The organism is Bartonella sp. B35(2025), from assembly GCF_053794465.1.
Map to the genome: position 1 here is coordinate 1,238,879 of NZ_CP200035.1, position 14,385 is coordinate 1,253,263.

The window sequence follows — 14,385 nt, forward strand, 5'->3', positions numbered from 1 at the left end:
CCAACTATATGATAATATCTCATACTTTAAGCCTGCAGGAGAGCCAAAATACCAGGAAGTACCTTACCCTCCATCCATTCCAAAAAAGCTCCTCCAGCAGTAGAAAGATAAGTAAAATCACCAGCAACATCAGCGTGATTAAGCGCAAAAGCTGTATCTCCTCCTCCAGCAATTGAAACCAATTGTCCTTTTTGGCTACGTTTTGCTGCATGAAGTGCAACCGAAATCGTTCCTTGATCAAAGGGAGGCATCTCAAAAACACCAAGTGGCCCATTCCACACAAGAGTAGCAGCTTCATCAATCACTGTATTGATACGAGTGATAGAGCGTGTACCAATATCTAAAATCATTCCATTTTCAGGAATATCTCCAATATCATAAAGACGATGTGGCGTATCTTTTTCAAAACGAAATCCTACCACTGCATCCACAGGTAACAAAAGCTCGCATTGGCACTCTTGTGCTTTTTTAATGATTTTTTTTATCGTTTCGACCAGAGCATGTTCACATAATGATTTGCCAACATGGATACCTTGCGCAGCTAAAAAACTGTTCGCCATACCACCACCAATCACCAAATGATCAACCTTTTCAACCAAATTATTGAGTACGAAAAGCTTACTCGAAACCTTTGCACCTCCAACAATAGCGACCACCGGATGCATTGGATTTTCAAGCCCTTTCTCCAACGCCTGTAATTCACGCTGTAAAGAACGCCCTGCATAAGAAGGTAACAAATGTGTTATTCCTTCCACCGAAGCATGAGCACGATGAGAGACTGAAAAAGCATCATTGATATAAAGATCTCCATTCTGTGCTAAAGCTTCAGTAAAAGAACAATCATTCTTTTCTTCACCTAGATGAAACCGAACATTTTCAAGCAGCAAGATAGAACCATTTTGTAACACCTCAACCGCTGTCTGTACTGCTGCACCAATACAATCCTGAACAAATGCAACTGGCTGATCTATTATTTTTTCCAGCACTTCAACAACTGGACGCAGCGAAAATTCTGGCTCTACCTGTCCCTTTGGGCGACCGCAATGAGAGAGAAGAATAAGTTTAGCACCACGTTTTTGGAGTTCAACAAGTGTCTCTTTATGTCGTTTAAGACGTGTCTCATCGTATACTTTTCCTTGCGACATTGGAACGTTAAAATCTACTCGCACGAGAACACGTTTTCCAGCAACATCAACATCATCAAGTGTACGAAACCCCATTACTGCTCTCTCTTCACTTTCTGTTATTTCAAATAAACACCCTTGCTTAGCTTACTACTTACCTAAGCCAAAGCCTGTTATAGCCTTTGTCTTCTCAACCTTCACTCAATAAAATCTTACTTTTTCAAATTTTGCTCTTGCACTCTTGCAGATCGCACCATCTTTTGGTTTCACGAATAGCATTGCTTAACATTTGCTTTTTATATACCTTAGCTTTTTGTCGCAAAAAAGAACCTGAAAATTCTTTCTTCCTTTACACTGTCTTGGCAAAAGCCACAGCAGTATCGCTCATACGATTTGAAAAACCCCATTCATTATCATACCAAACTAAAACACGACACAATTTACCATCAATTACTTTTGTTTGATCATTGTGGAAAATGGCTGAATGCGGATTATGATTAAAATCACAACTTACAAGCTTTTCTTCCGTATAGTCTAAAATTCCCTTAAGTTGACCTCGCGCAGCAACACCAATAGCCATGTTAATTTCTTCAATTGTTGTGGAACGCTTAGCTGTAAATGTCAAATCAATAACAGAAACATTAGAAGTTGGAACACGAATTGACACACCATCGAGTAGCCCTTTTAATTCTGGCAGAACCAATCCTACAGCTTTTGCTGCTCCCGTTGACGTGGGAATCATAGAAAGAGCAGCTGCACGAGCACGATAAAGATCACGATGCATCGTATCTAAAACAGGCTGATCGCCGGTATAAGAATGGATTGTTGTCATAAAGCCTTTTTCAATTCCAACTGCATTGTGCAACACTTGCACGACAGGCACCAAACAATTGGTGGTGCAAGAAGCATTTGAAACAACTTTATGCTCTTTGCTTAAAAACTGATGATTCACTCCATACACTACCGTGAAATCTGCGCCTTCTGAGGGTGCAGAAACAAGAACCCGTTTTGCACCTGCATCCAGATGAGCCCTTGCTTTATCACGTGCAGTAAAAATGCCCGTGCATTCCAAAGCAACATCAATATCCAAATCCCTCCAAGGCAACTGTGCTGGATCACGCTCTGCAATCACTTTTATTGCACCATACCCAACATCAATTGTATCACCAACAACCTTAACAGTACCAGGAAAATGTCCATGAACTGAATCATAGCGCAACAAGTGGGCGTTTGCCTCTACCGATCCTAAATCATTAACTGCAACAACCTTAATATCTTGTCGTCCACTTTCCACAATAGCGCGCAAGATATTGCGCCCAATACGACCAAACCCATTAATTGCGACGCGAGCAGTCATTTCACATTTTCCTCATTAAGCTTTTTAAGATTTTCTTCAACAATAGCTACCACATTCTCACACGTAATGCCAAAATGCTCATAAAGCGTATCAATCTTCCCACTTGCACCAAATTTATCCATACCGATAAACACGCCATCACTGCCAATAAAACGATCCCATCCTTGCCGAACGGCAGCTTCAATAGCAATTTTAATCGGCGCATCTCCAATTAAAGCACGTTGATATAAAAGAGATTGTTGAGCAAATAATTCAAAGCAAGGTACAGAAACAACGCGTGTTGGAATATCATTTTTTTCCAACAAAGCATGTGCTTCCACTGCAATTTGCAATTCTGAACCAGAAGCAAATAGAGTAACTTTAGCATCATCACTAGCCGTCAATAACTCATAAGCACCGAGTGCACATAAATTTTCTTCCGTGTAGTCTTGACGCAAGAATGGTAAATTTTGTCGGCTCAAAGCTAAAGTAGAAGGTGTGTTGCGTGCTTTCAAAGCTAATTGCCAACACTCCACCGTTTCTATAGCATCAGCAGGTCGGAAAACAAAATGATTAGGAAGTGCACGCAATGTAGCTAAATGTTCTACTGGCTGGTGAGTAGGACCATCCTCACCCACACCAATTGAATCATGTGTCATGACATAAATAACCCGCAAGCCCATAAGAGAAGACAGACGCATTGCAGGGCGCATATAGTCAGAAAAGCATAAAAAGGTTCCTCCATAAGGAATAAAACCACTATAAAGAGCAAGACCATTCATGACTGCTCCCATCACATGTTCGCGAACTCCATAATGCAAATATCGACCTGAAAAATCATCAGCAGAGATAGCTTTCATCTGACTACTTTTTGTATTATTAGATCCAGTTAAATCAGCAGAACCACCAATAGTCTCTACAACAACCTCATTGATAACTTCAAGAGCCATTTCAGAAGCTTTACGCGTAGCAATGTTAGGACAATCTTCAACCAATTTTTGTTTATAAGAATCGATAACACTATCAATTTTCCCAACGAGATCACCACGCATTAATCTTTTAAATTCTACCTGCTTTGATATAGGTAGATCTGCAAATTTTACTTCCCATTCCTGTCGTTTTTTAGCGGCATTTAAACCTGCTAAGCGCCAATTATCAAGGATATCTGCTGGAATAACGAAAGGCTCTGCATCCCATCCCAAAGCAAGACGAGTTATGGCAACTTCTTGTGCTCCTAAAGGCGTTCCATGGGCTTTATCAGTTCCTGCTTTATTTGGTGCTCCAAATCCAATAGTTGTTTTACACGCAATCAAAGTTGGTTTATCAGAAATTTGTGCAGTTTCAATGGCACGTGCAATTGCTGCTTGATTGTGCCCATCAACTTTCAGGGTATTCCAACCAGACGCCTTAAAACGAGCTATCTGGTCGGTACTATCAACAAGGGAAATATTTCCATCAATTGAAATATTATTATCATCCCACAACACAATTAGCTTACTCAATTTTAAATGACCAGCAAGCGAAATTGCCTCTTGAGAAATGCCTTCCATAAGGCACCCATCCCCAACCAGCGCATAAGTATAGTGGTTGATTAAATCACCAAAGCGTGCATTTTGTAAACGCTCACCAATAGCCATTCCGACAGCATTAGCCAGCCCCTGCCCAAGTGGTCCAGTTGTTGTTTCAATTCCTGCGGCATACCCATATTCTGGATGACCAGCAAGCTTGGATCCTATTTGACGAAAATTTTGGAGATCTGCAAGAGAAATGTCTTCATAACCAGAAAGATACAATAAAGCATAAAGCAGCATAGATCCATGTCCAGCTGATAATACAAAGCGATCACGATTAGGCCAACGAGGATTTTTAGGATCATGGGCGAGGAACTTTGTATAAAGAACAGTAGCAATATCAGCTGTCCCCATTGGCAAGCCAGGATGACCAGAATTTGCTTTTTCAATTGCATCAATAGCAAGAAAACGAATAGCATTCGCCATCTGATTTTGTTGTTCGGTGTTTGTCATAAATAATAGACCATTTTTGAAACTTGTTATTTTCTATTGCTTCCTTATTCTCTTAATTTTTTTGAGAAATACTATATTTAGTCTGTCTAAATTGTCAGTGTACACCTCTTGATCACTTTAAATGTATTCTTTACGCACATACCATTTATGCTAACACTTTCAAAAAATCCAGCTTTTAATTAATATGTATTACCTGCTTTGCTTGCTAAATACATCCTACATACTTAAAAATGAAATATACACAAGAAAAGAGAATGAGATGAATGATTCGTTTTTGCATAAAAAGCTGATATAAGGATATAATTAATCGAAGGATATAACCATCATGAACCAAGAAATAACGGTTCCATCGCATGCTCTAGAGCAACTGGAAAAAGCACTAAGAACCTTAGAAATTACCATTGTAAACCGCAATGCTGTTATTGACAAGACCAATGAATGTGAAGAAGAAATTCAACGCATGAATACTGATCGTAGCCGTCTTGCCCAAGCACTTGATAAAGCTGAAGCTCACATCGAGCGGCTAGAAATCGCTAATAAAGAAGTTTCTAGGCGATTAGTTAAAGTGATGGAAACAATTCGTGTTATAATTGATAGATAAGGGCCTGAATACATGGAAACCGTTTCCGTCACAATTGATGGTAAAATTTATCGCATGGCTTGCGATAAGGGACAAGAAAATCATCTTATCGAGCTTGCAGCTCGATTGGATCAATATATTACGCATCTAAAGAAAAATTTTGGTGAAATCGGTGATCATCGTTTATCTGTAATGGCTGGTATTATGGTTATCGATGAAATGGAGGAAATAACACGAGAAAATAAAAAATTGCAAGAAGATTACAATATTCTTTTACAACAATATAATGAAAGAAATCGCACTATGAGTAAAATTATCCAAGACACAACAGAGCGGATTGAAAAGCTCACCAATCAACTGCTCACATTTGAGCAAAATAATATTGATATTCAAGAAAAGAAAATTCCATAAATGTGCTCTAATTTTCTAAGAATGGGTAATCTGATGATCAAAATTCAGCACGATGATGAAATATCATATAAATTATAAAAATAGCAGACACACTTAGGTATTATCCAAATAAGAAAAAAGCATAGTGCTCTCATTAAATGCTTTTTGTCCCATCTTGAGAAACAAAAGCGATTCGCAATAAATTCGTAGCACCAGGTGTTCTAAGTGGAACTCCAGCTGTAACGATGAACTGATCTCCCCCACAGCAAAAACCTTCTTGAAAAGCAATTACAGCAGCACGATCAACCATATCCTCAAAATCTCTCGCATCTTCTGTAACGACACAATGAAGCCCCCAAACTAAAGCCAACCGTCGTGCTGTTTCAACAATTGGTGATAAAGCAATAATTGGTCTATTTGGACGCTCACGAGATGTACGTATCCCTGTTTTACCTGAAGTGGTGTAAGCAACGATAGCTGCCACTTTAAGCGTTTCAGCGATTTGGCGGGCTGCAAGAGAAATTGCATCTGTTCCTGTTGACTCTGGAACAGGATGTTGTGCACCAATCATAGCTGCATAAGTACGATCTTGTTCGATTTGCTGAGCAATCCGATCCATCATACGTACTGCCTCTTCAGGATAAAGGCCAGATGCTGATTTAGCAGACAACATAACAGCGTCAGTTCCAGCATAAACTGCCGTAGCTACATCAGAAACTTCTGCTCGTGTTGGAACCGATGATGTAATCATTGATTCGAGCATTTGTATAGCCACCACAACGGGCTTTCCCGCTAAACGGCAAGCTTTTATGAGCTCCATCTGAATAGCAGGAACCTTCTCCAACGGAATTTCTACACCAAGATCTCCCCGTGCAATCATAACGCCATCAGAAATATCAATAATCTTTTCCATATGCTCCAAGGCTTGAGGTTTTTCGATCTTAGCCATCAAAGATACTTTGTTTTTCGTTAACTGACGCACCACCATAATATCTTCTGGACGCTGGATAAAAGAAAGTGCAACCCAATCAATCGGTTGTTCTAAAATAACTTGAAAATCAACTTTATCCTTCGGTGTTATCGAACCAAAAGGTAAAATCGTATCAGGAAGGCTGACTCCTTTCCGATCAGAAATATGAGTTCCAGCAATTACACAACACTGAAGAGAATGGTCATCACACACCTCAGCACGCAATTCTAACTTGCCATCATTAATCAATAACCGATCACCTGGTTTAACAGCTGCTAAAGCTTCTTTATGTGGAAAAAAACACGCTTTGCATCACCAAGCACATCATGGTCATCTAATGTAAATCTTTGCCCAATAACAAGCTTTTCTTGACCTTTTGCAAAACAGCCAATCCGCAATTTAGGTCCCTGTAAATCTACTAAAATACCGATTGGCCGACGAACAGCCTTCTCAGTTTCTCGTATTTTCTTCACTAGATCACACATTGTTTCACGATTGGTGTGACTCATATTTAGACGAAAAACATCTGCTCCAGCTGCAAAAAGCTTTTCAATCATCGAAACTGAACAAGAAGAAGGACCAAGAGTAGCAATAATTTTTACTTTACGTGCCCGCTTCACGGTGAAGAAACTCCTGCAAGAGTGGAAGAATTTAAAACTGAATCACTAAACAAATCCATATCGGTCAACTGTACCATCCAACTAATTTGATTGCCTGTATCAATTTCTTTAAATCCGACCTTTTGAAACCCCCTAGCAAAACAATCATGAACTCCTTGAATAATAAACTGACTATCCTGAACACACATAGCTATAGAACCTGGCCAGCCACCCTTTTTCTGAGCACTTTCAGCATAAAAATAATAAAATCGTGAAGAAAGAGGTCCCTCGATCAAAGTTTTACACTCTGTGATCGGAACCACCCACCATCCTTCACTCACCCAGCCCGAAAGTGTACGGTAGCCAAGGGCAACACCAACAGGCTGTTGGGTTGTATTACAAACTCGGAAGTCAGCTTTTGCAAAATCAACAAACAAAAATAATAAAATAACACTCAAGAAAAAAATTCCAGACGCTTTTTGAAATATCCATTCCTGCTTTTTGGTAACCACAAAATCACCCTTATAATGTAAGCTCTTTTTTTCAATAACCTTTTAATGTTTGCAAATATATCTTCACTCTTTTCTGCTTCTAATCGCCCTTTTATCAATGCACATAGTTTTAACTTTTACAAAATATTTAATATCAATTTGTAAAAAAGTACACAGCTTGATTCACTTCCTGTTTTTCAAGTATCCCCAAAGAAATTTATTATCAAAAAAATATCTTAAAAACATAAAATCTGGAGAAAAATACAATGAGTACAGCAACCGATCAAACCCAAGCCATATCCGCAAACCAATTGCGTGCTTTTATCGAACGTATTGAACGGTTAGAGGAAGAGAAAAAAACTATTTCTGAAGATATTAAGGAAGTTTATACCGAGCTTAAAGGATCTGGATTTGATAGCAAAGCCGTGCGGAGCATTATACGGTTACGCAAAAAAGAAGACCATGAGCGAATTGAAGAAGAAGCAATTATTCAACTTTATAAAAATGCACTCGGTATGAGTTAATGCTGGCGCATTGACTTTTCTATTTCTTCACGTAAAAGTTCAAGCTCTAACCATTCTTCTTCTTTTTGTGTACAAGATTTTTTTTTCTCTTCCAGCACTGTTGATAAACGCTCAAAACGATCTTTGTCAGAACAATACAGTGCTGGATTAGAGAGTTCTTGTTCAATTTTTTTAATTTCGTTTTGCAAAACAGCGATTTGTTCAGGCAATTTTTCTAGTGTATAAACTTGTTTGTAAGATAATTTATTTGGTGCTGTTTTTTCTCGCGATACGATGTGTTTTGTAGGCTCCCGTGCATAAGACTTTGATGGCTCTATACGCTGTAATAGTGAAGTTTTATTGCCTTGTGCCATCATATCACTATAACCACCAGCGTATAAAATCCACTGCCCATCGCCTTGAGGTGCTAATATATGGGTCATAGTTCGATCCAAAAAATCCCTGTCATGGCTGACTAACAACACTGTTCCAGCAAAATCAGAAATAAATTCTTGCAATAAATCTAACGTTTCCATATCCAAATCATTTGTTGGTTCATCTAGAACCAAAAAATTTGCCGGACGTGAAAAAAGCCGAGCAAGTATTAAACGAGCTCTTTCTCCACCTGATAATTCTTTGATTGGTGTGCGCGCTTGTTCGGGTAAAAACAAAAAATCTTTCATATAGGAAATAACATGCCGCTCTTTCCCATTGATCAGCAGACTATCGCCCCTACCACCTGTTAAATATTGTACTAAAGTTTCTTTTTCATTCAAAGTACGCTGTTGATCGAGCAGTGCTAAAGATAAGTTATATCCATGTTTCACCGTTCCACTATCGACCATTTCTTGTCCGATCAAAACAGAAAGCAATGTTGTTTTTCCTATACCATTGGAGCCAACTAAACCAATCCTATCACCACGCTGGATGCGTAAAGATAAATCTTTTACAATAACACGATCACCATAGGATTTTGTAATCCGCTTAGCTTCAAGTACCAATTTACCAGAATCGTGACTTTTAGAAGCTGCCAAAAGTACACTTCCAAGTGGACTTTTATAAGTATTATGAAGACGTCGCAATTCTTTCAACGCACCCAAACGCCGCACATTACGCTTACGCCGTGCTGTTACTCCATAGCGCAACCATTGTTCTTCACGCACAATCTGCCGACCCAATTTATGTTGTTCTTGTCTTTCTTCTTCGAGCATCTTATCACGCCAATTTTCAAACTCAGAGAAACGTTTTTCCAACCTTTTGGTTATACCACGATCAAGCCATATTGTTGAACGTGTGACATTTTCTAAAAATCGCCGATCATGTGAAATTATGACAACTGCTGAACGCAAAGAACACAAAACACTCTCAAGCCATTCAATAGTTTGTAAATCAAGATGATTGGTTGGTTCATCCAACAGAAGAATATCTGGTTTTGCGGCAATCGCATGCAATAATGAAACACGCCGTTTTTCTCCACCAGAAAGTGTTGCCAACTTCTCTGTTCCTGAAAAACCAAGATTTGCAAGAAGTGTGTTAATCCATTGTATATCTAATGTATCACCTAAACTGGCTTTCACAGAGGTATAAATATCTCCACTCCCCGAACACTCAGGACTTTGTGATACATAACGAATCATCACCCGAGGGTGACGAAAAACTTCCCCTCCGCTCGGTTCTATCATCCCAGCGGCAATTTTTAATAGTGTCGATTTCCCACATCCATTACGCCCTACTAGCGCAATACGCGCTCCCTGCTCTACCGATAAACAAGCGTGATTGAGCAAGGGAGTTGTTCCAAAGGTTAGGAAAATACGATCAAGTCGTAGCAGCGGTATCACCATTAATTCAATTATTTAGGACAAGGTGCCCGATACATTACACCCTTTTCATCACGGTAGGTACATAATTTTGGTACCTGTTTTTTTTGAGGACAAGGAGCTTGATAAACCTGACCGCCACGACCATGATACGTACACAGTGGTGGCTGCTGAACTATAATATTAGGCTGTTTTTTCTGATTTGCAGCAACACCTGTCACTGTACCAGCAATAGCACCAACTGTTGCGCCAGCAAGCGCTGCTTCAGCAGCACCTCCAATAAGTGCTGTTCCTGCTAAAGCACCTAATGCAGCTCCCCCAAGACCGTAACCAGCAACTCTTTGTTCACTGACAGAACAAGCCACTGTACTTATACCAATGGCTGAAACAACTGCCACTCTTAAAATTGATTGTAACATATAAAAAACCTTTCTTTTAAAGATAAAAATATAAGGTACATTGTTTATGCTAACTCTGATCTCTACACCCCCCTCTGCCTTACCCCCAATATACCGGAAGAGCTTTATAAAATAGGTACAGACGCCAACAACATAGCTTTTCCAAAACATAAATGGCAAAAAAAGGTTCCACAAATACGGTTAGAAAGTGTCAAAGAAGATCCAAAAGGTACATCTTTGCCATAAAGAGGCCACTTTACACCTGACAAGGTTAACCCCTGTAAATCAGAAAAACCTATGATACTAAAGAGACAACCATTAGGCAAATCGCACGAAAAAGGCTTTGGTAAAACCGGCCATCCCTCCTCTCGACCACTGGTTAACAGCACTGAAATACCCTGTTCTACCATTGCAAGTGCTTGAGTCATATGAGAAAAGCTATGGTCACTTCTTTCATTTCCAAAAGCACCACATAAAATCAATTTCTTAGCACCATTTTGCAAAGCTTTCTCACATGCCAATGCACTGTCAGTCTTATCTTTATCAGAGGGAAAAATTTCACGGGGAATATCGTTATATTTTTGCATTAAAACCTGATCAGATGAATCAAAATCGCCTAACCATAGCTCAGGCACCACATTTAGTGCTTCAGCATGGCGTATTCCACCATCAGCAGCAATCACTCGGCTCTTGTGAATTTGGCTTCGCAAACGATCAGTGACACAAACATCTCCATTTAATAATATTGTAAATGTCGTCATGACATATTACGCCTTTCATAATGCTTCCTTTTGCAGCATTTTTTCACAAATAATAGCCATGACACAACCAATAATCATATCAAAATTAAAAGAATTCTTTTCAAAAAGCTTCTTAACTGTAAAATATGTACCAAAATATACATAAAATTTATCAGAAATTACAGTTAGCAAATAATCAGCTTATCGCATATGTTTCTTCCCAAGAAGAATAATTTAAATAGTTTTGTAATCAATAAGTTAACCTGTACTGTTTTGGTTAATAAACTAGATAAATATACTTTTCACCTTACTCAAATGTCCCAGAAGAACTTTATGAAATAGGTGCTGCTTTGGATTTTCTTGGAAAGATTAAATATATCATCAAAAATAATGTTGATACCACATTAAAGCACTCAATAACCCTATACCTATTTTGCAAACATATAGATATCTGTACAGGATGTCATCGTACACACAATGATCAAAATCTTAAATACATGTTAGTAAAAATTAGACATAAAATAGTTCCTATTTCAAATAGCTCCTGTTTCACAAAATGCTGACCAAACTTATGTAAATCATTTTAAACTCAGAGGATATGAATGCATTTGCTCTACTGGATCGCTACATTTATATCATACTCGAAGATATCAGTGAAAAATATCAACACATATCAATCATTGCTCAGAAGTTCTCACAGTTTTAGTTTCTGAAGTAATACACATCATGGCTAACCAAAGTATTTTACACCTGTAAGACAGCAAAATTGAAATAAACAAACTGCAGCTCCACACATGTGTTATCACACTCAAGCAATAAATACCAAAGTACCATGCACAATAAACAACAATTGGTAAAATTTTACGCAATTAGGAGCGACAAGCAAATTTAATTACTATTACAATATTTAACTACACTGGATATGATTCATTTGTACCATTAAGCCTTTGCTGGATTAGCGATAAGCAAAGCATAGTGCGACTTTTGCAAAGCCCGTACTTCAATTTGATTTACTTATTTTTTCAAGATTTCTAAATTTTTACCCAAGATGTTTAAACATGATTTTTACAATTGCCGAAAACCTATAATACTTTTTGCAATCACCAGAGTGCTTTTTATAATCTGTAAAAATACAAATACTTTATTAAATTTTCTGGTAATATAGTCAATAATCCTACATATTGATGATTTTCACTATTTACAAAAATTACTCACGTTTAAGAAAATCAAATTATCTATGAAACAAATAATCAGTAAGTTTTGAAAAATTACTAACTATCTTCCATACCTCATATTGCTGTAGCTATTCCTTCAATGATAAGCAAAAGCATACCCAACCATTAACGTAGGCTACACAGCTTGATTGCTTTCATATAGCTGCACTGTTTATTATTTAAGAGGTATTTTATGGGCAACAGCCATTGCGATACTCTATGGCTTGATCAATGTTCTCAACAGATTTTCATTTTTTCTAGAACAGCTTCTATAAAGATAAATACTGAAGATAGTGGTAATTTTCAACATATGCTCTGGCTAAATCTTCTTCAATATTGCTTTCTTTTCCTTGATTAGGCACAACAATTTCCAATTATTTAACAAAAATTGCTTCCACACTAAAGCTGCATAAATAACATTTCATATAATGAATGAAAAACCCATCTTATCTTCAATAAAAGCATTTAGTAAAATACTTTGGCTATTTTTTTTATGTAATTTATGCCAAACACTTGATCAGTGATTAAGCCATAAGCGAAACCTTGGCTTGCAAAATAAAGCCTAATAACTTATTCTGTTGCTTTAAATTTTCTCTTTAATCATGATACAATATGTATGTACAAGCTCTGATTTTATGTTAAGATAATTTAATCAAACAAAAGCTTAAATCGATCATAACGTCAATTTTCTCAAATTACATAGTTAAAAATCATTTTTCTTCCTACTTCTCAATGATGTAGAGTATTGATTGAAGCATCCAGAACCAAACTACCTTATATCCTAATAAATCTATCTATAATCTAAGGATTATTACAAAGACGTAAACATATAAACTGCTCGAATCTTAAAATTCTTATACATCATAAGCTTCTGCTGGATTAGCGGTAAGCAAAGCGGAGCGCAGCTTTTGTAAAGCTCGTGCTTCAATTTGACGTACTCGCTCCTTCGAGATTCCTAACTTTTCACCCAAAACTTCTAAAGTAGCACCCTCTTCATTTAAGCGACGGAAACGAATAATTTCAAGTTCGCGTTCGTTAAGAATTTGTAATGCATCATAAAGCCATTGTGTCCGCCGCTGACCATCAATCACCTGCTCAATTAAAGCGTCAGGTAGAGGGTTATCATCGATGAGAACATCCATTTTAGCAATAGGATTATCGCTGTTCTCAGAAACAGAGACACTCAATGAATTATCAGAGCTAGAAAAACGAAAATCCATCGTTTCAACATCACGAACCGAAACACCAAGTTTTTCAGCAATAGTACGAAAGATATCTTGTTTTGTTAGCGCGCTATCATCTTGCACTAATTTAGCCCGCAAACGCCGAAGATTAAAGAAAAGTGCTTTTTGCGAAGAGCTAGTTCCTCCTCGAACAATTGACCAATTTCTTAAAATATAATCTTGAATAGAAGCACGTATCCACCATGTTGCATAAGTCGAAAAACGTACCTCTCGATCAGGCTCGAAACGTGCAGCAGCCTCTAATAGACCTACATAACCTTCTTGTACCAAATCTCCTAATGGCATTTTAAAACGCTTAAAACGATTAGCAATTGCAATTACCAAACGCATATGAGCTGCTGCAATTTGATGCATAGCGTCGTCATCGTGTTTATCTTTCCACCGCAGAGCCAAATCATACTCTTTTTGCCGTTCAAGATAAGGCGCCTGCATAGCTGAACGCATCATATTACGTCCCAAACTTTTATCTACATCGCCATAACTTTTACTATTTTTATAAACAGCACTTGAAAGATTACCCATAATCACCCCTTGCGATTAAAATTTTCAAAATTGATTTGACAACGACATCACTATTCTTTTTCAAAAAGAACGCAAAAGTTGTTATTTAATAAATACTACTTTAACGTGTATTTTTATAATCGCAATTGTTTTTTTATTGTAATCATAAAACTTATTATCTTAAGTCACAGATTTGCTGATGAAATGGTGATATAGTGCGCCTCTCACACCAAGAAATACGCTAGAAAGCTTTCTCTTCACATCTTTGTGATACAGACAGTTAAAAAAAAAGAAAACTATCAACAAAACAGAGGCTGTTTTGTTTGATCATTGGCTTACTTACTTTTTGAGTGAATAATTTATTTTATGCTTTCAGCTTTTTAATACAACCAATAGGTGTTATATATACTTAAGGAAATGATAAAAATTTAAATAGCAAAAAGAAACATCAAAA

General features: G+C 37.6%; 11 protein-coding genes and 1 pseudogene. 3 read left to right on the forward strand and 9 right to left on the reverse strand.

Features of this window, described 5'->3' with window-relative positions; translation table 11 throughout:
- Positions 1-26 precede the first annotated feature (26 nt).
- The 3 genes from V4P56_RS05150 to tkt form a co-directional block, all read right to left on the reverse strand.
- A complete protein-coding gene (locus V4P56_RS05150) occupies positions 27-1,220 on the reverse strand; it encodes a phosphoglycerate kinase (protein ID WP_455481841.1) in 1,194 nt (397 codons plus the stop codon).
- 253 nt (positions 1,221-1,473) lie between these two features.
- On the reverse strand, positions 1,474-2,481 hold the full coding sequence (gene gap, locus V4P56_RS05155; RefSeq protein WP_455481842.1) for a type I glyceraldehyde-3-phosphate dehydrogenase: 1,008 nt from the start codon (positions 2,479-2,481) through the stop codon (positions 1,474-1,476).
- Positions 2,478-4,484 carry a transketolase gene (tkt, locus tag V4P56_RS05160; RefSeq protein WP_455481843.1) on the reverse strand — a complete coding sequence of 669 codons (2,007 nt, stop codon included), beginning with the start codon at positions 4,482-4,484 and terminating at the stop codon, positions 2,478-2,480. The genes gap and tkt overlap by 4 nt, the downstream gene beginning before the upstream one ends.
- A gap of 325 nt (positions 4,485-4,809) precedes the next feature.
- Between tkt and V4P56_RS05165 the strand changes: the two genes are divergently transcribed.
- The gene (locus V4P56_RS05165; RefSeq protein WP_455481844.1) at positions 4,810-5,085 is read left to right on the forward strand and encodes a DUF4164 domain-containing protein; all 276 of its coding nucleotides are present in this window, start codon (positions 4,810-4,812) and stop codon (positions 5,083-5,085) included.
- Between the two features lie 12 nt (positions 5,086-5,097).
- Positions 5,098-5,475, forward strand: a complete 378-nt coding sequence (locus tag V4P56_RS05170) for a cell division protein ZapA (protein ID WP_455481845.1) — start codon at positions 5,098-5,100, stop codon at positions 5,473-5,475.
- Positions 5,476-5,608: 133 nt separating this feature from the next.
- Here the strand turns inward: V4P56_RS05170 and pyk are convergent.
- Both pyk and V4P56_RS05180 read right to left on the reverse strand, forming a co-directional pair.
- Positions 5,609-7,044 (reverse strand): annotated as a pseudogene (gene pyk, locus V4P56_RS05175) (pyruvate kinase).
- The gene (locus V4P56_RS05180) at positions 7,041-7,535 is read right to left on the reverse strand and encodes a DUF1036 domain-containing protein (protein ID WP_455481846.1); all 495 of its coding nucleotides are present in this window, start codon (positions 7,533-7,535) and stop codon (positions 7,041-7,043) included. Before V4P56_RS05180 ends, pyk begins: the two are co-directional and overlap by 4 nt.
- Positions 7,536-7,780: 245 nt before the next feature.
- Here V4P56_RS05180 and V4P56_RS05185 point away from each other — a divergent pair, with 245 nt between their 5' ends.
- Entirely contained in the window at positions 7,781-8,038 is a 258-nt protein-coding gene (locus V4P56_RS05185) for a DUF2312 domain-containing protein (protein WP_455481847.1), read from the forward strand.
- Here the strand turns inward: V4P56_RS05185 and V4P56_RS05190 are convergent.
- The 4 genes from V4P56_RS05190 to V4P56_RS05205 form a co-directional block, all read right to left on the reverse strand.
- Positions 8,035-9,858 carry an ABC-F family ATP-binding cassette domain-containing protein gene (locus V4P56_RS05190; RefSeq protein ID WP_455481848.1) on the reverse strand — a complete coding sequence of 608 codons (1,824 nt, stop codon included), beginning with the start codon at positions 9,856-9,858 and terminating at the stop codon, positions 8,035-8,037. The genes V4P56_RS05185 and V4P56_RS05190 overlap by 4 nt on opposite strands.
- 8 nt (positions 9,859-9,866) lie before the next feature.
- The gene (locus V4P56_RS05195) at positions 9,867-10,253 is read right to left on the reverse strand and encodes a hypothetical protein (RefSeq protein WP_455481849.1); all 387 of its coding nucleotides are present in this window, start codon (positions 10,251-10,253) and stop codon (positions 9,867-9,869) included.
- A 104-nt stretch (positions 10,254-10,357) separates the two neighbouring features.
- A complete protein-coding gene (locus V4P56_RS05200; protein WP_455481850.1) occupies positions 10,358-10,993 on the reverse strand; it encodes a thiamine diphosphokinase in 636 nt (211 codons plus the stop codon).
- A 2,047-nt stretch (positions 10,994-13,040) separates the two neighbouring features.
- Positions 13,041-13,952 carry an RNA polymerase factor sigma-32 gene (locus tag V4P56_RS05205; protein ID WP_455481851.1) on the reverse strand — a complete coding sequence of 304 codons (912 nt, stop codon included), beginning with the start codon at positions 13,950-13,952 and terminating at the stop codon, positions 13,041-13,043.
- Between the last annotated feature and the right edge of the window lie 433 nt (positions 13,953-14,385).

Excerpts from the sequence above, each read along its gene's own strand:
- V4P56_RS05185 (WP_455481847.1), top strand. The coding sequence starts at position 7,781 with ATGAGTACAGCAACCGATCAAACCCAAGCCATATCCGCAAACCAATTG.
- V4P56_RS05150 (WP_455481841.1), bottom strand. The coding sequence starts at position 1,220 with ATGGGGTTTCGTACACTTGATGATGTTGATGTTGCTGGAAAACGTGTT.
- V4P56_RS05190 (WP_455481848.1), bottom strand. The coding sequence starts at position 9,858 with ATGGTGATACCGCTGCTACGACTTGATCGTATTTTCCTAACCTTTGGA.
- tkt (WP_455481843.1), bottom strand. The coding sequence starts at position 4,484 with ATGACAAACACCGAACAACAAAATCAGATGGCGAATGCTATTCGTTTT.
- V4P56_RS05200 (WP_455481850.1), bottom strand. The coding sequence starts at position 10,993 with ATGACGACATTTACAATATTATTAAATGGAGATGTTTGTGTCACTGAT.
- V4P56_RS05165 (WP_455481844.1), top strand. The coding sequence starts at position 4,810 with ATGAACCAAGAAATAACGGTTCCATCGCATGCTCTAGAGCAACTGGAA.
- V4P56_RS05170 (WP_455481845.1), top strand. The coding sequence starts at position 5,098 with ATGGAAACCGTTTCCGTCACAATTGATGGTAAAATTTATCGCATGGCT.
- V4P56_RS05195 (WP_455481849.1), bottom strand. The coding sequence starts at position 10,253 with ATGTTACAATCAATTTTAAGAGTGGCAGTTGTTTCAGCCATTGGTATA.
- gap (WP_455481842.1), bottom strand. The coding sequence starts at position 2,481 with ATGACTGCTCGCGTCGCAATTAATGGGTTTGGTCGTATTGGGCGCAAT.
- V4P56_RS05205 (WP_455481851.1), bottom strand. The coding sequence starts at position 13,952 with ATGGGTAATCTTTCAAGTGCTGTTTATAAAAATAGTAAAAGTTATGGC.